The 18,515-nt window shown below is 69.1% G+C and carries 16 protein-coding genes; 7 read left to right on the forward strand and 9 right to left on the reverse strand.

Translation table 11 applies throughout. The features are described from left to right. The first annotated feature begins 47 nt into the window (after positions 1-47). The 3 genes from ileS (at position 48) to ACSQ4M_RS30855 (ending at position 5,087) form a co-directional block, all read left to right on the forward strand. Complete coding sequence (ileS, locus tag ACSQ4M_RS30845) at positions 48-2,873, forward strand: isoleucine--tRNA ligase (protein WP_436193175.1); 2,826 nt, start codon at positions 48-50, stop codon at positions 2,871-2,873. Next, the gene (gene lspA, locus ACSQ4M_RS30850) at positions 2,873-3,361 is read left to right on the forward strand and encodes a signal peptidase II (protein WP_436193176.1); all 489 of its coding nucleotides are present in this window, start codon (positions 2,873-2,875) and stop codon (positions 3,359-3,361) included. The genes ileS and lspA overlap by 1 nt, the downstream gene beginning before the upstream one ends. A gap of 61 nt (positions 3,362-3,422) precedes the next feature. Continuing rightward, positions 3,423-5,087 carry a Na/Pi cotransporter family protein gene (locus ACSQ4M_RS30855; RefSeq protein WP_436193177.1) on the forward strand — a complete coding sequence of 555 codons (1,665 nt, stop codon included), beginning with the start codon at positions 3,423-3,425 and terminating at the stop codon, positions 5,085-5,087. On the opposite strand, the gene ACSQ4M_RS30860 is transcribed toward ACSQ4M_RS30855, so the two are convergent. From ACSQ4M_RS30860 to ACSQ4M_RS30870, 3 genes are all read right to left on the reverse strand, one after another. Continuing rightward, positions 5,088-5,996, reverse strand: coding sequence for a diguanylate cyclase (locus tag ACSQ4M_RS30860; protein ID WP_436193178.1), 909 nt, complete (start codon positions 5,994-5,996; stop codon positions 5,088-5,090). 187 nt (positions 5,997-6,183) lie between these two features. Continuing rightward, positions 6,184-6,987 (reverse strand): NUDIX hydrolase, encoded by an 804-nt coding sequence (locus ACSQ4M_RS30865; RefSeq protein WP_436193179.1) that lies wholly within the window; start codon positions 6,985-6,987, stop codon positions 6,184-6,186. Beyond that, a complete protein-coding gene (locus ACSQ4M_RS30870; protein WP_436193180.1) occupies positions 6,984-7,976 on the reverse strand; it encodes a quinone oxidoreductase family protein in 993 nt (330 codons plus the stop codon). The genes ACSQ4M_RS30865 and ACSQ4M_RS30870 overlap by 4 nt, the downstream gene beginning before the upstream one ends. Before the next feature lie 71 nt (positions 7,977-8,047). On the opposite strand from ACSQ4M_RS30870, the gene ACSQ4M_RS30875 reads away from it, so the two are divergent. Next, complete coding sequence (locus ACSQ4M_RS30875; protein WP_436193181.1) at positions 8,048-8,965, forward strand: DMT family transporter; 918 nt, start codon at positions 8,048-8,050, stop codon at positions 8,963-8,965. 3 nt (positions 8,966-8,968) lie between these two features. Here the strand turns inward: ACSQ4M_RS30875 and ACSQ4M_RS30880 are convergent, their stop codons facing one another. From ACSQ4M_RS30880 to ACSQ4M_RS30905, 6 genes are all read right to left on the reverse strand, one after another. Beyond that, positions 8,969-9,766, reverse strand: a complete 798-nt coding sequence (locus tag ACSQ4M_RS30880) for an SDR family oxidoreductase (protein WP_145546265.1) — start codon at positions 9,764-9,766, stop codon at positions 8,969-8,971. 86 nt (positions 9,767-9,852) lie between these two features. Beyond that, entirely contained in the window at positions 9,853-11,364 is a 1,512-nt protein-coding gene (locus ACSQ4M_RS30885; protein WP_436193182.1) for a tripartite tricarboxylate transporter permease, read from the reverse strand. Positions 11,365-11,374: 10 nt separating this feature from the next. Then, positions 11,375-11,863, reverse strand: coding sequence for a tripartite tricarboxylate transporter TctB family protein (locus ACSQ4M_RS30890; protein ID WP_436193183.1), 489 nt, complete (start codon positions 11,861-11,863; stop codon positions 11,375-11,377). Positions 11,864-12,001: 138 nt separating this feature from the next. Next, positions 12,002-13,780, reverse strand: coding sequence for a GspE/PulE family protein (locus ACSQ4M_RS30895; RefSeq protein WP_436193184.1), 1,779 nt, complete (start codon positions 13,778-13,780; stop codon positions 12,002-12,004). Further along, on the reverse strand, positions 13,777-14,559 hold the full coding sequence (locus ACSQ4M_RS30900; protein WP_436193185.1) for a spermidine synthase: 783 nt from the start codon (positions 14,557-14,559) through the stop codon (positions 13,777-13,779). The genes ACSQ4M_RS30895 and ACSQ4M_RS30900 overlap by 4 nt, the downstream gene beginning before the upstream one ends. Further along, the gene (locus ACSQ4M_RS30905; protein WP_436193186.1) at positions 14,543-15,430 is read right to left on the reverse strand and encodes a TatD family hydrolase; all 888 of its coding nucleotides are present in this window, start codon (positions 15,428-15,430) and stop codon (positions 14,543-14,545) included. Before ACSQ4M_RS30905 ends, ACSQ4M_RS30900 begins: the two co-directional genes overlap by 17 nt. Before the next feature lie 161 nt (positions 15,431-15,591). Between ACSQ4M_RS30905 and ACSQ4M_RS30910 the strand changes: the two genes are divergently transcribed. The 3 genes from ACSQ4M_RS30910 to ACSQ4M_RS30920 are packed head-to-tail and all read left to right on the forward strand — an operon-like array spanning position 15,592 to position 18,491. Continuing rightward, positions 15,592-16,506, forward strand: a complete 915-nt coding sequence (locus ACSQ4M_RS30910; protein WP_436193187.1) for a S1C family serine protease — start codon at positions 15,592-15,594, stop codon at positions 16,504-16,506. Positions 16,507-16,525: 19 nt separating this feature from the next. Next, on the forward strand, positions 16,526-17,533 hold the full coding sequence (locus ACSQ4M_RS30915) for an AAA family ATPase (RefSeq protein WP_436193188.1): 1,008 nt from the start codon (positions 16,526-16,528) through the stop codon (positions 17,531-17,533). Then, positions 17,514-18,491: a DUF58 domain-containing protein gene (locus tag ACSQ4M_RS30920; RefSeq protein ID WP_436193189.1), complete on the forward strand. Its 978-nt coding sequence runs from the start codon at positions 17,514-17,516 to the stop codon at positions 18,489-18,491. The genes ACSQ4M_RS30915 and ACSQ4M_RS30920 overlap by 20 nt, the downstream gene beginning before the upstream one ends. Positions 18,492-18,515 lie beyond the last annotated feature (24 nt).

Genomic DNA, 18,515 nt, shown 5'->3' on the forward strand with positions numbered 1-18,515 from the left:
CTCCCCCAGTTCCACGGCGCCGTCGCTGACGACGCCCTGCCCGCACCATGACCGACACCACCGACTACCGCAGCACCCTGAACCTGCCCGACACGCCGTTCCCCATGCGCGGCGACCTGCCCAAGCGCGAGCCGGGCTGGGTCAAGGACTGGAACGAGCAAGGCCTGTACAAGCGCCTGCGCGCTGCACGCGCCGGCAAGCCCAAGTTCATCCTGCACGACGGCCCGCCCTACGCCAACGGCCAGATCCACATGGGCCATGCGGTCAACAAGATCCTCAAGGACATGATCGTCAAGGCGCGCCAGCTCGAAGGCTTCGACGCGCTGTACGTGCCGGGCTGGGACTGCCACGGCCTGCCGATCGAGAACGCCATCGAGAAGAAGTTCGGCCGCAAACTCAGCCGCGACGACATGCAGGCCAAGAGCCGCGCGTTCGCGACCGAGCAGATCGCCCAGCAGATGGCCGACTTCCAGCGCCTGGGCGTGCTCGGCGAATGGGACCATCCCTACAAGACCATGGACTTCGCCAACGAGGCCGGCGAGCTGCGCGCCTTCAAGCGCGTGATCGAGCGCGGCTTCGTCTACCGGGGCCTGAAGCCCGTCTACTGGTGCTTCGACTGTGGCTCGTCATTGGCCGAGTTCGAGATCGAGTACGCCGACAAGAAGAGCCAGACGCTGGACGTGGCCTTCAAGGCGCACGACCCGGCCAAGCTGGCAGAAGCCTTTGGCCTGCCCGCGCTGTCCAAGGACGCCTTCGTGGTGATCTGGACCACGACGGCCTGGACCATCCCGGCCAACCAGGCGCTGAACCTGAACCCCGAGCTGGAGTACGCGCTGGTCGACACCGAGCGCGGCCTGCTCGTGCTGGCCGCCTCGCTGGTCGACAAATGCATGACGCGCTACGGCCTGCAAGGCCAGGTGCTGGCCACCGTCAAGGGCGAGAAGCTGGGCGGCCTGGACTTCGAGCACCCGCTCTACGACGTGGACGCAGGCTACCGCCGCCTGGCTCCGGTCTACCTGGCCGACTACGCCACGGCCGACGACGGCACCGGCATCGTGCACTCGGCGCCGGCCTACGGCCTGGAGGACTACAACTCCTGCACCGCCCACGGCGTGCGCAACGAGGACATCCTGAACCCGGTGCAGGGCAATGGCGCCTATGCCGACGACTTCCCTTTGTTCGGCGGCCAGCACATCTGGAAGGCCGTGCCGGTGATCCTGGACGCGCTCAAGGCCGCCGGCCGGCTGCTGGCCACCGAGACCATCAGCCACAGCTACCCGCATTGCTGGCGCCACAAGACGCCCGTGATCTACCGCGCCGCCGCGCAGTGGTTCATCCGCATGGACGAAGGCGAGGGCGTGTTCACCAAGGACAAGGCCCCGCTCACGCTGCGCCAGACCGCGCTGGCCGCGATCGAGCAGACCAGCTTCTATCCGGAGAACGGCAAGGCGCGCCTGCACGACATGATCGCCAACCGGCCCGATTGGTGCATCTCGCGCCAGCGCAGCTGGGGCGTGCCCATCCCGTTCTTCCTGCACAAGGATTCGGGCGAGCTGCACCCGCGCACCATGGAGATCCTGGACCAGGCCGCCGACATCGTGGAGAAGGGCGGCATCGAGGCCTGGAGCCGCGTGACGACGGAGGACATCCTCGGCGCTGACGCCGCGCAGTACACCAAGAGCACCGACATCCTGGAGGTCTGGTTCGATTCCGGCTCGACCTTCTGGCACGTGCTGCGCGGCACGCACGCGCCGGGCTTTCACACCGAAGGCCCCGAAGCCGACCTGTACCTGGAAGGCCACGACCAGCACCGCGGCTGGTTCCACAGCTCGCTGCTGCTGGCCAGCGCACTGGAAGGCCGCGCGCCCTACCGCGGCCTGCTCACGCATGGCTTCACGGTGGACAGCCAGGGCCGCAAGATGAGCAAGTCGCTGGGCAACGGCATCGACCCGCAGGAGGTCAACAAGAAGCTGGGCGCCGAGATCATCCGCTTGTGGGTGGCGGCCAGCGACTACTCGGGCGACATCGCGGGCGACGACAAGATCCTCGCGCGCGTGGTCGACGCCTACCGCCGCATCCGCAACACGCTGCGCTTCCTGCTCGCCAACACCAGCGACTTCGATCCGGCCAAGGACGCCGTACCGGCTGAGCAGTTGCTGGAGATCGACCGCTACGCACTCGCGCGCGCCGCGCAGTTCCAGGCCGAGATCCTGGCCCATTACAAGGTCTACGAGTTCCACCCGGTCGTGGCCAAGCTGCAGGTCTACTGCTCGGAAGACCTGGGCGCGTTCTACCTCGACATCCTCAAGGACCGCCTGTACACCACGGCCGCCGGCTCGCTAGCGCGCCGCAGCGCGCAGACCGCGCTGTGGCAGATCACCCAGGCCATGCTGCGCTGGATGGCGCCGTTCCTGTCCTTCACAGCCGAAGAGGCCTGGAAGCTGGTCGGCAGCTCGGACTCCATCTTCATGGAAACCTACAGCGCCCTGCCCCAGCCCGACGAGGCGCTGCTGGCCAGGTGGTCGCGCATCCGCGCCGTGCGCGACGTGGTCAACAAGGAGATCGAGGCCGTGCGCACCACGGGTGCCGTGGGCTCGTCCCTGCAAGCCAATGTGGTGCTGTCGGCCCCGGCCGACGACCATGCCGTGCTGGCCGCGCTGGGCGAAGACCTGCGCTTCGTGCTGATCGCGTCCAAGGCCGAACTGCGCGAAGGCGCCGAGCTCGCCGTGCAGGTCACGCCGTCCGCGGACACCAAGTGCGAGCGCTGCTGGCACTACCGCGCCGACGTGGGCAGCGACCCGGCCCACCCGACGCTGTGCGGCCGCTGCACCAGCAACCTGTTCGGTGCCGGCGAAAACCGGGTCTTCGCCTGATGTTTGGCAGCGTGCGCGTGCGCTGGTGGCCCTGGCTGCTGCTGGCGGCCGCGATCTTCGTGGCCGACCAGTGGACCAAGCAGTGGATCCTGGACCACTACCAGCACGGCGACGCCACGGTCGTCACCAGCTTCTTCAACATCGTGCGTGCGCACAACCCGGGCGCGGCCTTCTCCTTCCTGGCCGGAGCCTCGGGCTGGCAGCGCTGGTTCTTCACGGCCATCGGCGTGGGCGCGGCGGTGTTCATCGTCTGGCTGCTGCGGGCACACGCGGGCCAGCGCCTGTTCTCGTTCGCGCTGACGCTGATCCTGGGCGGCGCCATCGGCAACGTGGTCGACCGGCTGCAGCACGGCTATGTGGTCGACTTCCTGGACTTCCACTGGGCCGGCTGGCATTTCCCAGCCTTCAACATCGCGGACAGCGGCATCACGGTGGGTGCCGTGCTGCTGATCCTGGACGAGTTGCGGCGCATGCGGCGCGGCCGCTGAGCCGCTGGCTGTGGCCACCAGGCCACAGCGTGGTGCAGGCGTATAGTCGTCTGCACATTCCATGAAGCATTTGCTGAATCTGTTGGCAGCCATCGCGCTGCTGGTCTGGGGGACGCACATGGTGCGCACCGGCATCCTGCGCGTGTTCGGCGCCAACCTGCGCAGCGCGCTGTCGCACAGCCTGTCCAACCGCTTCTCGGCCTTTGCCTCGGGCCTGGGCGTCACGGCCCTGGTGCAGTCCAGCACGGCCACCGCCCTCATCGTTTCTTCCTTCGTCGGCCAGGGCCTGGTGGCGCTGCCGGCCGCGCTCGCCGTGATGCTGGGCGCCGACGTGGGCACCAGCCTCATGGCCGTGGTGTTCTCGTTCGACCTGTCCTGGCTCTCGCCGCTGTTGATCTTCGTCGGCGTGGTGCTGTTCATGGCGCGCCAGTCCAGCAACGTGGGCCGCTTCGGCCGCGTGCTGATCGGCCTGGGCCTCATGTTGCTGGCGCTGCGACTGGTCACCGCCTCCACGGCCGTGCTGACACAGGCACCTGCCATCAAGTCCTTGCTGGGTTCGCTGTCCAGCGACCTCATGCTGGAGATCACGGTCGGTGCGCTGCTGGCCGTGGTCTGCTACTCCAGCCTCGCCATCGTGCTGCTGACGGCCACGCTCGCGGCCTCGGGCGTGGTGCCGGCCGAGGTGGCGCTGGGCCTGGTGCTGGGTGCCAACCTGGGCAGCGGTGCGCTGGCCGTGCTGACCACCGCGCGCTCGGCGGTCGAAGTGCGCCAGGTGCCCATGGGCAACCTGGTGTTCAAGGCGCTCGGCGTCGCGCTGGCCGCGCCCTGGGTCGGCCTGTGGATGCGGGCCGTGCAGCCCTACATCGCCGACACGGCCACGCTGGTGGTGCTGTTCCACCTGAGCTTCAATGTCGTCGTGGCCATCGTCTTCATCGGGCTCACGAACGGGATCGCGCGCGGCGTGGAGCGCTGGCTGCCGCGCCAGCCGCGCGGTCAGGGTGGGCCACTGGACCGGCCCCAGCACCTGGACCCCTCGGCCCTGGCCACGCCCTCGCTGGCGATCTCCTGCGCGGCGCGCGAGGCCCTGCACCAGGCCGACGTGGTGGAGACCATGCTGCGCGGCGTGCTCGACGTGATCGTGCGCAACGACCTGCGCCTGGCCGAAGACCTGCGCAAGCTCGACGACACGGTGGACCAGCTCTACTCCTCGATCAAGTACTACCTGACCAAGATCTCGCGCGAGGCGCTGGGTGAGGAAGAGAGCCAGCGCTGGACCGACATCATCAGCTTCACGATCAACATGGAGCACATCGGCGACACCATCGAGCGCGTGCTGATCGACATCGAGGACAAGAAGATCCGCCCCGGCCGCAGCTTTTCGGAGGCCGGCATGGCCGAGATCCGCGAACTGCACGAGCGCCTGCTGTCCAACCTTCGGCTGGGCATGAGCGTGTTCCTCAACGGCACCGTGCACGACGCGCGCAAGCTGCTGGAGGAGAAGGCGCGCTTTCGCGACCTGGAACGCGCCTACTCGCGCACCCACCTGGCGCGGCTGACCGACAAGACCGTGCCCAGCATCGAGACCAGTTCGCTGCACATCGACCTGCTGTCCGAGCTCAAGCGCATCAACTCGCACATCTGCTCGATCGCCTACCCGATCCTGGACTCGGCCGGCGCGCTGGCGCCCAGCCGCATCCGCGAGTCCAAGTTCGACGAGCTGGGCTGATCAGCCTTCGCTGACGACCCGGTTGCGGCCGGCGCGCTTGGCCGCATAGAGCCGGCGGTCGGCCTGCAGCAGCAGCGCGGCGCCAGACAGATCCTCCGACCGCGCCGCATGCGTGACGCCCATGCTGACGGTCACGCAGGGCGCGGCGTCCGACCAGGCATGCGGCAACGCCAGCTGCTCGATCTCCGCGCGCAGGCGCTCGGCACGCAGCGCCGCGCCCGGCAGGTCCGTGTCGGGCATCAGCAGCACGAATTCCTCGCCACCGTAGCGTGCGGCCAGGTCCGCTGGGCGGCGCATGCCGGCCTGCAGCACGCGGGCGATGGACTGCAGTGCCCGGTCGCCCTTGGCGTGGCCATAGTGGTCGTTGTATTGCTTGAAGCAATCGACGTCGAGCAACGCCACCGCCAGCCCCACGCCCCCCCGGGTGGCCCGCGCCGTCTCCTGGGCCAGCATGTCGTCGAAATGGCGTCGGTTCGGGATCTCGGTCAGGCCGTCGATGCGCGCCAGCTGCTCCAGCAGGCGGCGCTGGCGCGCCAGCTGCAGATGCAAGGCGACGCGGGCGCGCACGACCGCAGCATGGAAAGGCTTGACGACGTAGTCGGAGGCGCCGGCGCGCAGGCCGCGTTCCTCCTCGGCCGCCGAATCCAGGCCCGTGATGAAGATGACGCCGATCAAGGAGGTGCGCCCATCGGCCTTCAGCAGGCGCAGCACCTCATGGCCGTCCAAACCCGGCATCACCACATCCAGCAGGATGAGATCGGGCTGATGCTGGCGCGCCAGCTCCAGGCCCTGTTCGCCGCTGCGCGCGGCGATCACGGCGTAGTCCGACCGCAGCAGGTCGGTCAACATCTGGCGGTTCAGTGCCGAGTCGTCCACCACCAGCACAGTCTGCCGCTCGTTCGAATCCATGTGGTGCCCCTTTGTGCAGGCTCCCCATGCGCCTTCAGCCCGGGGGGCCGGTGCTCCACTACATCGTATCCGCTGCGTCCCGCTGCCCACTTGCATTCCATGGGCGCCAGATGCATACATGAAACGTCCGTGGCGTTTGGGCGACGCCAAGGGTGTCAACAATGACAGGGTGTGAACAGAAGGCGCGCTACTCGCCCAGCGCCTGCAGCAGGATCAGCGCGGCCTCCTCGGTGAACAGGCCCTGCTGCAAACGTGCCACCACCTCGTCGGGCGGCACGCATTCGAAGCGCTCCACCTCGCCGTCCTGGTTGCGGGGCACCACGCCATCGGGCAGCACGCAACGGCTCCACGCGATGTCCTCGACGAGGTAGCCGTGGCGCGTGCCGTCACCGGCCGGCCGGCGCTGGTGCACCCATCCGGCCTGGTAGAGGTCCTGCAAGGCCTCCAGGTGCAAGCCGGCCTCCTCCCAGGTCTCGCGTTCCAGAGCGGTGTCCAGCGTGTCACCTGCAGCCACCATGCCGCCCATCAACGTGTCCCACAGGCCGGGGTCGTTGGGCTTGTCGAAGGCGCGCTGCTGCAGCCAGACATGGCCGCGTGCATCGAAGCCGACCAGGTGCACGGCGCGGGTCGCGATGCCCAGCACGCGAACCACGGCACGTTCCACGCTGGCCAGCGGCACGCCGTGCACGTCGCAGACGGCCAGCTGTTCGTCGCGCCAGGCATGGGCCAGGCCTGCGGCGCGCAACGCCCGGGCCAGCCGCTCCAGGCTGTCGCCCAGCGCGCCGCGCACGCAATAGGCCATCCCTTCGCGGCACAGCAGCGCCGTGCCGTCGGCCGCCGCCAGGCGGCCCAGCGCCAGCGGCAGCGCCGGCTCGATGCTGCCGATCTCGCGTTCCTGCCACAGCAGCGGCACGCGCGGGGCCAGTGGCGCCTGGTCGGCGCGCGCCAGCAGCGCCGCGCACCAGGCCGGTTCCAGCGCCAGCGCGTTCACAAGGTCAGGACGGTGCAGCCGGTGGTCTTGCGCGCCTCCAGGTCGCGGTGCGCCTGCTGCACCTGCTCCAGGGGATAGCGCTGGTCGATGCGGATCCTCACGTCGCCGCGCAGCACCACGTCGAACAGGTCGTCGGCCATGGCCTGGGTGCTCTCGCGCGTGGCGATGTGCGTGAACAGCGTGGCGCGCGTGAGGTACAGCGAGCCCTTGTTGCCCAGCAAGCCGGGCGCGAACGGCGGCACCGCGCCAGAGGCATTGCCGAAGCTGGCCATGAGGCCGAAGGGCTGCAGGCAGTCCAGCGATTGGTCGAAGGTGTCCTTGCCGATGGAGTCGTACACCACCTTGACGCCCTTGCCGCCCGTGATCTCCTTGACGCGGGCCAGGAAGTCCTCGCGCTTGTAGTCGATGGCATGGGCTGCGCCGTGTTCCAGGGCCAATTGGCACTTCTCGGCCGAGCCGGCGGTGCCGATCAGCTGCAGGCCCAGCGCGCGTGCCCACTGGCAGGCGATCAGTCCCACGCCGCCGGCCGCGGCATGGAACAGCACATGGTCGCCGCGCTGCAACCCGCCCTGGGGCAGCGTCTTCTTGAGCAGGTACTGGGCCGTGAGGCCCTTGAGCATCATGGCCGCACCGGTCTCGAAATCGATGGCGTCGGGCAGCTTGCACACGTTCTTGGCCGGCATCACGCGCACTTCGCAGTAGCTGCCGGGCGGCTGGCTGGCGTAGGCCGCGCGGTCACCCACCGCGAGGTGCGCGACGCCGGAGCCCACGGCTTCGACGATGCCGGAAGCCTCCATGCCCAGCTGCAGCGGCATGGGCAGCTGGTACAGGCCACTGCGCTGGTAGACGTCGATGAAGTTCAGGCCGATGGCCTTGTGGCGGATGCGGATCTCGCCCGGGCCGGGTTCGCCGACCTGCACCTGCACCACTTGCATTTCTTCAGCGCCGCCGTGGCGGTCGATGCGGATGGCCTTGCTCGTCGTCTTCATGTCTTCCTCACTGCGCGTTCTCTCGAAGCGGCGGATGCTAGCAGCGATGGCGCGTTGTTACAGTCGCTTCAATGCCTTCGCAACGCCTGACACCTTCCACGGTCGCCCTGCTCACACTGCCCCCCCTGATGTGGGCCAGCAACGCCATCGTCGGCCGGCTCGTGGCCGGCATGATCCCGCCCGTCCTGCTGAACTTCCTGCGCTGGGTGCTGGTGTTCGCGCTGCTGCTGCCGCTGGCAGCAAGCGTGCTGCGGCGCGGCTCGGGCCTGTGGGAACACCGCCGCGGCCTGTTGCTGCTGGGCCTGCTCAGCGTGGGCTGCTACAACGCGCTGCAGTACCTGGCGCTGCAGACCTCCACGCCCATCAACGTGACGCTGGTCGGCTCCAGCCTGCCGGTCTGGATGCTGGCCATCGGCCTGCTGTTCGGCGCACCGGTCTCGCACCGGCAACTGCTCGGCGCGGCCCTGTCGGTCGTCGGCGTGCTCGTGGTGCTGGCCCGTGGCGAGCTGCAGCAGCTGCTGCACCTGCGCCTGGTGCCGGGCGACCTGTACATGCTGGCCGCCACGCTGGCCTGGGCCGCCTACAGCTGGCTGCTGACGCGGCCGGGCTACCCGGCCTCGCTGCGGGCGCACTGGGCGGGCTTTCTGATGGCGCAGGTGGTGTTCGGCCTGCCCTGGGCCGGCGCCTTCGCGCTGGGCGAGGCCCTCTGGATGGACCCTGTGGCCACGGCCTGGGGCTGGCCGCTGGCCGGTGCGCTGCTGTACATCGCGCTCGGCCCCTCGCTGACCGCCTACCTGTGCTGGGGCGCGGGCGTGCGCCGCGTGGGGCCCAGCACGGCGGGCTTCTTCGCCAACCTCACGCCGCTGTTCGCGGTGCTGCTGTCCGGCCTGGTGCTGCGCGAACCGCCTCGGCTGTACCACGGCCTTGCCTTCGCGCTGATCGTGGGCGGCATCGTCGTGTCCTCGCGCAGGTCCGAGGCCGCCCGCTGAGGTTCAGTGGGTGCCGGGGTAGGCGCCGCCGTCCGGCAGGATGTTCTGGCCCGTGATGTAGCTGGCGTGCTGGCTGCACAGGAAGGCGCAGATCGCGCCGAACTCGGCCGGCGTGCCCAGGCGCCGCGCCGGGATGTTGTTCTTGCGCGCGGCGACGATGTCCTCGACCGGCTTGCCGGTCTTGGCGGCCTGGCCGGCCACGGTGGCGCGGATGCGGTCGGTGTCGAACACGCCGGGCAGCAGGTTGTTGATGGTCACGTTGGCCGAGGCCAGCTTCGTGGTGCGCGCCACGCCGGCGACGAAGCCCGTGAGGCCGCTGCGCGCGCCATTGGACAGGCCCAGCACGTCGATCGGCGCCTTCACCGAGCTCGAGGTGATGTTGACGATGCGACCGAAGCCGCGCGCCGCCATGCCGTCGACGGCGCCCTTGATCAGCTCGATCGGCGTCAGCATGTTGGCGTCCAACGCCTTGACCCAGTCCTCGCGGTCCCAGTCGCGGAAGTCGCCGGGTGGCGGGCCGCCGGCATTGGTCACGATGATGTCGAACTCGGGCCGCACGGCGAACACGGCCGCACGGCCAGCCGGCGTCGTGATGTCGGCCGCCACGTGGCGGACCTCGGCGGCGGCCGGGCGCTGCGGGTCGTCCAGCAGCGTGCGCTCGGCCGCCTGCAGCGCCTCGGCACCGCGCGCCACGATCAGCACGTTCACGCCTTCGCGCACCAGCGCCTGCGCGCAGCCGAAGCCCAAGCCCTTGCTCGCGCCGCACACCAGTGCCCACTTGCCTGCAATACCCAGATCCATCACGTTCTCCGTTGTTGGCCAAAGCGGCCGATCATAGAAAAAACGGCGCCCGAGGGCGCCGTCCATGGGAAAGGCCGCGAGCGACGTCAGTCTTCGACGAAGGCCTCTTCGCGCTTGTTCTTGACCGCCGGCAGCAGCACGATGATCACGAGGATGGCAGCGGCGATCAGCAGGCCTGCCGAGATCGGGCGCGTGACGAACACGCTCCAGTCGCCACGCGAGAGCAGCAGTGCGCGGCGCAGGTTCTCCTCCATCATCGGCCCCAGGATGAAGCCCAGCAGCAGCGGCGCGGGTTCGCATCCGAGCTTGGCGAACAGGTAGCCGATGAAGCCGAAGGCGCCCACCATCCAGATGTCCCAGGTGTTGTTGTTCGTGGAGTACACGCCGATCGCGCAGAACAGCACGATGGACGGAAACAGGAACTTGTAGGGCACGGTCAAGAGCTTGATCCACATACCGATCAGCGGCAGGTTCAAGATCACCAGCATGGCGTTGCCCAGCCACATCGAGGCGATCAGGCCCCAGAACAGCTCGGGGTTGCTGGTCATGACCTGCGGGCCCGGCTGGATGTTGTGGATGGTCATGGCACCGACCATCAAGGCCATCACGGCGTTGGGCGGGATGCCCAGCGTCAGCAGCGGGATGAAGGAGGTCTGCGCACCGGCGTTGTTGGCCGACTCGGGCGCGGCAACACCGCGGATGTTGCCCTTGCCGAACGGCACCTCGCCCGGATGCAGCTTGGTCTTCTTCTCGATGGTGTAGGCCGCGAAGGCCGCCAGCAGCGCACCGCCGCCGGGCAGGATGCCCAGGGCCGCACCCAGCGCCGTGCCGCGCAGCACGGCCGGCAGCATGCGCCGGAAGTCTTCCGCCGTCGGGAACAGGCCCTTGACCTTGCCCGTGAACACTTCGCGCTCGTCCGCGGGCTTGGACAGATTGGTGATGATTTCACCGTAACCGAACACGCCCATGGCGATGGCCACGAAGCCGATGCCGTCGGTCAGTTCCGGCACATCGAAGCTGAAGCGGGCCACGCCCGAGTTCACGTCGGTGCCGACCAGGCCCAGCAGCAGACCCAGCACGATCATCGCGATGGCCTTGAGCAGCGAGCCCGAGGCCAGCACCACGGCGCCGATCAGGCCCAGGATCATCAGCGAGAAGTACTCGGCGGGGCCGAACTTGAACGCGACTTCGGTCAGCGGCGGCGCGAACGCAGCCAGGATCAGCGTACCGACCGAGCCTGCGAAGAACGAGCCCAGGCCGGCAGCAGCCAGTGCCGGCCCTGCGCGCCCCTTGCGCGCCATCTGGTAGCCGTCGATCACGGTCACCACCGAGGAGGACTCGCCCGGCAGATTGACCAGGATGGCGGTGGTGGAGCCGCCGTACTGCGCGCCGTAATAGATGCCGGCCAGCATGATGAGGGCGGACACCGGCGGCAGCGCGTAGGTGGCGGGCAGCAGCATGGCGATGGTCGCCACCGGACCGATGCCGGGCAGCACGCCGATCAGCGTGCCCAAGATACAGCCGACCAGGCAGTACAGCAGGTTGGTCAGCGTGAAGGCGACGCCGAAACCAATCGAGAGGTTGTGAATCAGATCCATGGTGTGTGACTCAGCCCGTGATGAAGGTCGGCCAGACCTGGATCTGGAGCTTCAGGGCCCAGATGAATGCGAAGTAGCTGCCGATGGCCAGCACCGTGGCCAGGATCAGCACCGATTTGATGTTGAACTCGTGGCCGGCCAGGCTGGCGATGATGGTCAGCGCATAGATGGCGGCGATCAGGCCCATGGCCGGGACACCCAGGCTGGGCAGGCCGCCCAGCAGGACGCCGAACGCCAGGTTGGCGCCCAGAATGAAGAACACCTGCTTCCACGCCCACTTGCCGATCTTGTCGCCGTCCGGCGTCTCGGTCACCAAGGCGGTGAAGGTGATGATCATGCCGATGATGGCCATGACGATGCCCAGCATGAGCGGGAAGTAGCCCGGTCCCATGCGGGCGCCGTTGCCCACCGTGTAGGTCGTCGCGCCCCAGGCGAACGCGACACCGACGACGGTGAACATGAGCCCGGAGAAAAAGTCTTTCTGACTTTTGATGTTCACAAAAATGCCTCCTCAAACTGCAAAGGTGGCGCATTGTGGGGGCATTCAAACGGCCGAAAGATGTGGATTCCACCTACATGCTTGCTGACGTCCGCCTGACCCTTGGAGGCGCTGCGATGGCCGTTCTGTGAACGATGGTCACGCCGTCGGCGGCGCCTCCAGCGGTGGCGTGGCGCTGAGCACCTCGGCCATGGTGGTCAGCCCTTCGGCCACACGCAGCGCACCCGCCAGGCGCAACGGCCGCATGCCGTCCACCAGCGCCTGGCGGCGCAGTGCCGACGGCTGGCCACCGGCCTGGGCAAGTTTGTCCTTGAAGCTCTCGCTGACGGTCAGCAGCTCGTACAGGCCCATGCGGCCCATGAAGCCGGTCATGCGGCATTCCAGGCAGCCGACCGGCTTGTACGGCGTGCAGGCGCCGTTGATGCGCCAGGGCTGGATCACGCGGTTCAAGGTCTCGGCCGTGGTGCTCTCGTCGGGCGCGCGGCAGTGCCGGCACAGCACGCGCACCAGGCGCTGCGCGAGCACGCCCAGCACCGTGGCGTTGAGCAGGTAGGCCGGCACGCCCAGCTCCATGAGCCGCGTCAGCGCAGCCGGCGCGTCGTTGGTGTGCAGCGTGGAGAACACCAGGTGGCCCGTCAGCGCCGACTGGATCGCCATCTCCGCCGTCTGCAGGTCGCGGATCTCGCCGACCATGATCACGTCCGGATCCTGGCGCATGAGTGCACGCAGGCCCTCGGCGAAATCGAAGTCCAGCTGGGGCTGCACCTGGGTCTGGTTGAAGGCCGGCTCGATCATCTCGATCGGGTCTTCGATGGTGCTGACGTTCAGCGCCTCGGTCGCCACGCGCTTGAGCGTGGAGTACAGCGTGGTGGTCTTGCCCGAGCCGGTCGGGCCGGTGACGAGGATGACGCCGTGCGGCTGGCGCACCAGCGCCTCCCAGCGCTGGGCATCGTGCGGCGAGAAGCCCAGCGCGTCCAGGTCCTTGACGGCGGTGTCGGGGTCGAAGATGCGCATCACCATCTTCTCGCCAAAGGCCGTGGGCAGCGTGGACAAGCGCATCTCGATCTCGTCGCCACGCGGGTTGCGGGTCTTGATGCGGCCGTCCTGCGGCCGGCGCTTTTCCACCACGTCCATGCGGCCCAGCAGCTTGACACGTGCGACCACCGCATTCATGACGCCCATGGGCATCTGGTACACCGGATGCAGCACGCCATCGATGCGGAAACGGATCACGCCCTGCTCGCGCCGCGGCTCCAGGTGGATGTCGCTGGCGCGCTGGTTGAAGGCGTACTGCCAGAGCCAGTCCACGAGTTGCACCACGCCCTGGTCGTTGGCATCCAGCGTCTTGTTGGATTTGCCGAGCTCGACCAGTTGCTCGAAGCTGGCCAGGCCCGCGCTGCCGCCAGCCTTCTGCGCCGCGCGCACCGACCTGGCCAGCGCGAAGAACTCGGCCGTGTAGCGCTGGATGTCCAGCGGGTTGGCGACCACCCGGCGCACGCTGCGGCGCGACTGGCGCTCGACCTCGGGCACCCAGTCGCTGACGAAGGGCTCGGCCGTGGCCACCACCACCTCGCTCGCGCCGACCTGCAGCGGCAGCACCTTGTGGCGCTCGGCGTAGACCGCGCTCATGGTGTCGGCCACCTTGCCCACGTCGACCTTGAGCGGGTCGATGCGCTGGTACGGCAGGCCGGCGCGGCCGGCCAGCCATTCGGCCAGCATCTCGATGTCCAGCGGCTTGCCATCGCGCGCGCGCGCCATCGCCACGCTGGCCAGCCGCACCAGGGCCGGCTGCGCGCTCTCGGCCTGCGCGCAGCGTGCCACGGTGCGGCGGTGTTCGTCGGCCGAGATCACGCCGTCAGCAGCCAGCCAGTCGACCAGCAGGCGCCAGGTCAGCGGGCCGGCGTACGAAGCGGTCATGGCGCAATTGCACCGAACACGCGCAGCCACTTGCGCGCGGGCAGGCCCCAGCGCGATTCGATCTCGGCCGCGCGGGCCAGCAAGTCAGCGCGCTCGGGCCGGCTGGCCTCGCGCTGAGCCAGCACCACGGTGTTGCCCTCGCGCGTGGGCCGGAAGGCCCAGACCGCGCGCTCGCCGAAGGCCTCGGCGATGCGCGCCAGGCTGGCCTCGTAGCTGGACGAGCGGCCGAACAGGTTGACCGTCATGGCGCCCTCCTCGGTCAGCAGGCGGCGGCAGTCGGCGTAGAAATCGGCACTGTCGAGCACGGGCGAGGCGGCCTCCTGGTCGTACAGGTCGACCTGCAGCGCGTCCACCGTGCCGTGCAGCGTGGCGTCCAGCACCGCCAGGCCTGCATCGGCCAGGCGCACCTGCAGACGCGTGTCGTCCGGCGGCAGCTTGAACCAGCCGCGGCAGGCGGCGATCACCTGCGGGTTGAGCTCGATCACCGTGGTGCGCAGGCGCAGCTTCTTGTGGCAGAACTTGGTCAGCGCACCGGCCCCCAGGCCCAGCTGCATGGCGTGGCGCTTGGTGATCCCGTCCGCGGGCACGAACAGCAGCCAGGCCATCATGCGCTGCACGTACTCGAGTTCGATGTCGTAGGGCTTGTCGATCAGCATCGAGCCCTGCACCCATTCGGTGCCCAGGTGCAGCGTGCGCACCACGCCGTCGTCGGCGAACTGCACCTCGGGCAGCGTGGGCTGGGCGCGCCGTGCCTGGGTGGATTTAGTGGCTTTGGTCATCGCCCGCGATTGTGGCCTGCTCCCGCCACAGCGCCCGCAGGCGCGGCAGCGCCACCAGCGCGTTGGCCGTGGTGGCCGCCTCGATGGCAGCCAGTGGCCGGCCGCGCAGCGCCGCCAGTGTCTCGGCGATGCGCGGCAGCTCGGCCGGCGTGTTCAGGCCCTGGGGCCGGCCGGCCGCGCGCTCGGACTGGCGCACATAGAGCCACTGCGGCGGGATGTCGGGCGCGTCGGTCTCCAGGACGATGGACTCCAGCGGCAGCTCGGTGGCCAGCTGGCGCAGCTGGCGCGCGGTGTCGAAGGTCATGGCGCCGCCGAAGCCGAGCTTGAGGCCCTGGGCCAGCACGGCCTGCGCCTGCTGCAGGCTGCCGTTGAAGGCATGGGCGATGCCCTCCCAGCGCCCGCCCGCGCCGACCTCGCGCAGCTGGCGCAGGACCTGGTCGACGCTGCGCCGCGTGTGCACGATGACGGGCAGGCCGTGCCGCCGCGCCAGTTGCAGCTGCTTGCGAAAGAAATGCAGCTGGCGCGCGCGCATGGCCGGCTCGGTCAGTTCGGGCACGAAGAAGTCCAGCCCGATCTCGCCCACCGCCACCAGGCGCGGATCGCCGGCATGGGCCGCCAGGGCCGCGTCCAGGCGTTCCAGGTCGCCATCGTCGGCGCGCGGCACCAGCAGCGGGTGGATACCCAGCGCATAGGCGTCGCCGGTGCGGTGGGCGAAGGCGCGCACGGTGTCGAAGTCGAACACGCCGACAGCCGGCAGCACGCACAGCACCACGCCGCGCTCGGCCGCCTGGGCGCGCGCGGCCAGCGCGCGCCAGTGGTCCCGGCCGAACTCGGGCGCGTCCAGGTGGCAATGGGTGTCGATCCAGGGCATGGCACCACTGTAGCGCGCGGCCCTGGGGACGCCGCACGCCGCTGGCGCCCCATCGCCGTACGTCACCAGGGGGATGCCATCCGGCCAGGGATGCGCCCTGGAATGAACCGTGGTACTGTAATTGCGTAGATCCAGCACAACGTCCCATCAGGTGATCACCAATGCGCAGGCCGGCTCTTTACAGCAGTGCATCCCGTGCCCGACCGGAGCCGCCGGATGCCGACGCTGCCCCCTCCCCTCCCCAGCCCCCTGAAGCCGTGCCCATGGCACAGCCGGCCGCGCGCAAACGCTGGTGGAGCGATCCGCGCCTGCTCTGGACCACCATCGTGCTGCTGGCTGCAGCGGCGCTGGGTGCCGGCACGCTCGCCCTGCGTCCCGGCACGCGAACCTTGACCCAGAAAGACATCGACGCGGCCGTCATGCGCACGCTGGAGACCAATGTTCTGCCCTCGCCGGCTGCCAAGGCCTACGCCGCCATCATCCCCTCGGTGGTGCGCGTGATGGGCTTCGTCAAGAGCAAGGACGGCAAGCAGGACGTGGAGCAAGGCGTGGGCACCGGCGTGGTGATCGTCGACAAGGGCATCATCCTGACCAACCTGCACGTGGTCGCAGGCGCGCAGTCCATCAAGGTCACCTTCTCCGACGGCCTGGAGAGCACGGCGAGCGTGACCGGCACCCAGCCCGAGAACGACCTGGCGGTGCTGCAGGCCCACAAGATCCCGGACGACATGATCGCGGCGACCATGCGCTCCACGGCCGACCTGATGCCGGGCGACCAGGTCGTCGCGGTGGGCTTTCCGTTCGGCATCGGCCCCTCCACGTCCGCGGGCGTGGTCTCGGGCCTGGGCCGCTCGTTCCGCTCGCCAGAAGGCAAGCATGTGCTGACCAACCTGATCCAGTTCGACGCCGCGGCCAATCCCGGGAACTCCGGCGGTCCCCTGGTCACCATGGACGGGCAGGTGGTCGGCATCGTCACCGCCATCCTGAACCCCTCGCAGCAGCGCACCTTCGTGGGCATCGGCTTCGCCGTGCCGATCGAGAACGCCGCTTCCGCGGTCGGCCTGCACCCCTTCTGACAACCCGAGGACCCTGTCCATGAGCGACGCCAGCACCCAGAGCCCAGACACCGCCCAGCTGATGGAGCAGATCCTCTACGAGGTCAAGCGCGTCGTCGTGGGGCAGGACCGTTTCCTCGAGCGGGTGATGGTGGCCATGCTGGCCCAGGGCCATCTGCTGGTGGAGGGCGTGCCGGGCCTGGCCAAGACGCTGACGGTCAAGACCCTGGCCGAGACCATCCAGGGCCAGTTCAAGCGCATCCAGTTCACGCCCGACCTGGTGCCGGCCGACCTGGTCGGCACGCGCATCTACAACCAGAAGACCGGCGACTTCGCCACCGCACTGGGCCCGGTGTTCACCAATCTGTTGCTGGCCGACGAGATCAACCGCGCACCGGCCAAGGTGCAGAGCGCACTGCTCGAAGTCATGCAGGAGCGCCAGGTGACGATCGCGGGCGAAACGCACCACGTGCCCAAGCCCTTCCTCGTGATGGCCACGCAGAACCCGATCGAGACCGAAGGCACCTACCCGCTGCCCGAGGCCCAGGTCGACCGCTTCATGATGAAGGTGCTGGTCGACTACCCGACCGACGAGGAAGAGTTCGTGATCGTCACGCGCGTGACCGGCCCGGCCGTGCAGGTGGCGCCCGTTGCCACGGTCGAGCAGCTCGCCGCACTGCAGAAGGAGTGCCGGCGCATCTACGTCGATCCCTCGCTCGTGCAGTACGCCGTCAAGCTGGTTTCGGCCACGCGCAAGCCCGAGGCGCACGGGCTCAAGGAGCTGGCGCGCTTCATCACCTTCGGCGCCAGCCCGCGCGCCACCATCAACCTGACCGAGGGCGCGCGTGCGCTGGCCATGCTGCGTGGGCGCAGCTACGCGCTGCCCGAGGACATGAGCGACCTGGTGCCCGACGTGCTGCGCCACCGTGTGGCGCTGTCGTACGAGGCGCTCTCCGAAGGCGTGTCGGCCGACGCGCTGGTCGGCAAGATCATGGCCCGCATCCCGGCACCGCCCAAGCCGTTGGAACATGAGAAGCTCGCCGCCTGAACCCAAGGCCGCGCCGCCCGCGCAGGCCGAGCACCTGCTGCGCCGGCTCGAGTGGACGGTGCTGCGCCGGCTCGACGGCCTGTTGCAGGGCGACTACCGCACGCTGATGCGCGGCACCGGCATGGACCTGGCCGACCTGCGCGAGTACCAGCACCACGACGACGTGCGCCACATCGACTGGAACGTCACGGCCCGGCTGCAGCAGCCCCATGTACGCGTGTTCACCGAGGACCGTGAGATGGCGGCCTGGTTCCTGCTCGACCTCTCGCCCTCGGTCGATTTCGGCTCGGGCGAGCAGAAGAAGCGCGAGGTCTCCGCCGCCTTCGTGGCTGTGCTGGCCCGGCTGCTCACCCGCCACGGCAACCGCGTCGGCGCCATGCTCTACGGCGCCGGGCTCGACCAGGTGCTGCAGCCGCGCGCCAGCCGCCTGCACGTGCTGGATCTCCTGCACCGCATGCTCCCCAAGGACGGCCAGCCGACCGAGCCCGGCCGCGTAACGCACCTACACGAGCTGCTGCAGGCCGCCGGTGGCCTCATGCGCCGGCGCTCCACCGTGTTCGTGGTGTCCGACTTCATCAGCGCGCCGGGCTGGGAGAAGCCGCTGGCCCAGCTCGCCCAGCGCCACGAGGTGCTGGCCGTGCGCCTGCTCGATCCGCTGGAGCTGGAACTGCCCGACCTGGGCCTGATCCCGATCCGCGACGCCGAGACCGGCGAGCAACTGCTGGTCGACACCTCGGACGCCGGTTTCCGCAAGCGCTTCGCGCGCATCGCCGCACAGCGCGAGGCCGAGTTGCGCCAGGCGCTCGGCGAGGCTGGCGTGGACACGCTGGAACTGTCCACCGACGACGATCTCGCGGCCGCCATCCTGCGCTTCGCCGAACTGCGCCGCCGGCGCAGCCGGCTGTCCGGCGCCGGCGGCGGCCTGCCCACCCATCTGCGGCCGCTCGCGGCCGCCTGACACGCCCCAGCACGAGGAGAACGC

Origin of the sequence: Pseudorhodoferax sp. LjRoot39 (genome assembly GCF_964253035.1) — a bacterium.
Taxonomy (GTDB): domain Bacteria; phylum Pseudomonadota; class Gammaproteobacteria; order Burkholderiales; family Burkholderiaceae_C; genus Pseudorhodoferax.

Coding starts and splice junctions, on each gene's coding strand:
- ileS (WP_436193175.1), top strand. CDS start 48: ATGACCGACACCACCGACTACCGCAGCACCCTGAACCTGCCCGACACG.
- lspA (WP_436193176.1), top strand. CDS start 2,873: ATGTTTGGCAGCGTGCGCGTGCGCTGGTGGCCCTGGCTGCTGCTGGCG.
- ACSQ4M_RS30855 (WP_436193177.1), top strand. CDS start 3,423: ATGAAGCATTTGCTGAATCTGTTGGCAGCCATCGCGCTGCTGGTCTGG.
- ACSQ4M_RS30860 (WP_436193178.1), bottom strand. CDS start 5,996: ATGGATTCGAACGAGCGGCAGACTGTGCTGGTGGTGGACGACTCGGCA.
- ACSQ4M_RS30870 (WP_436193180.1), bottom strand. CDS start 7,976: ATGAAGACGACGAGCAAGGCCATCCGCATCGACCGCCACGGCGGCGCT.
- ACSQ4M_RS30875 (WP_436193181.1), top strand. CDS start 8,048: ATGCCTTCGCAACGCCTGACACCTTCCACGGTCGCCCTGCTCACACTG.
- ACSQ4M_RS30880 (WP_145546265.1), bottom strand. CDS start 9,766: ATGGATCTGGGTATTGCAGGCAAGTGGGCACTGGTGTGCGGCGCGAGC.
- ACSQ4M_RS30885 (WP_436193182.1), bottom strand. CDS start 11,364: ATGGATCTGATTCACAACCTCTCGATTGGTTTCGGCGTCGCCTTCACG.
- ACSQ4M_RS30895 (WP_436193184.1), bottom strand. CDS start 13,780: ATGACCGCTTCGTACGCCGGCCCGCTGACCTGGCGCCTGCTGGTCGAC.
- ACSQ4M_RS30900 (WP_436193185.1), bottom strand. CDS start 14,559: ATGACCAAAGCCACTAAATCCACCCAGGCACGGCGCGCCCAGCCCACG.
- ACSQ4M_RS30905 (WP_436193186.1), bottom strand. CDS start 15,430: ATGCCCTGGATCGACACCCATTGCCACCTGGACGCGCCCGAGTTCGGC.
- ACSQ4M_RS30910 (WP_436193187.1), top strand. CDS start 15,592: ATGCGCAGGCCGGCTCTTTACAGCAGTGCATCCCGTGCCCGACCGGAG.
- ACSQ4M_RS30915 (WP_436193188.1), top strand. CDS start 16,526: ATGAGCGACGCCAGCACCCAGAGCCCAGACACCGCCCAGCTGATGGAG.
- ACSQ4M_RS30920 (WP_436193189.1), top strand. CDS start 17,514: ATGAGAAGCTCGCCGCCTGAACCCAAGGCCGCGCCGCCCGCGCAGGCC.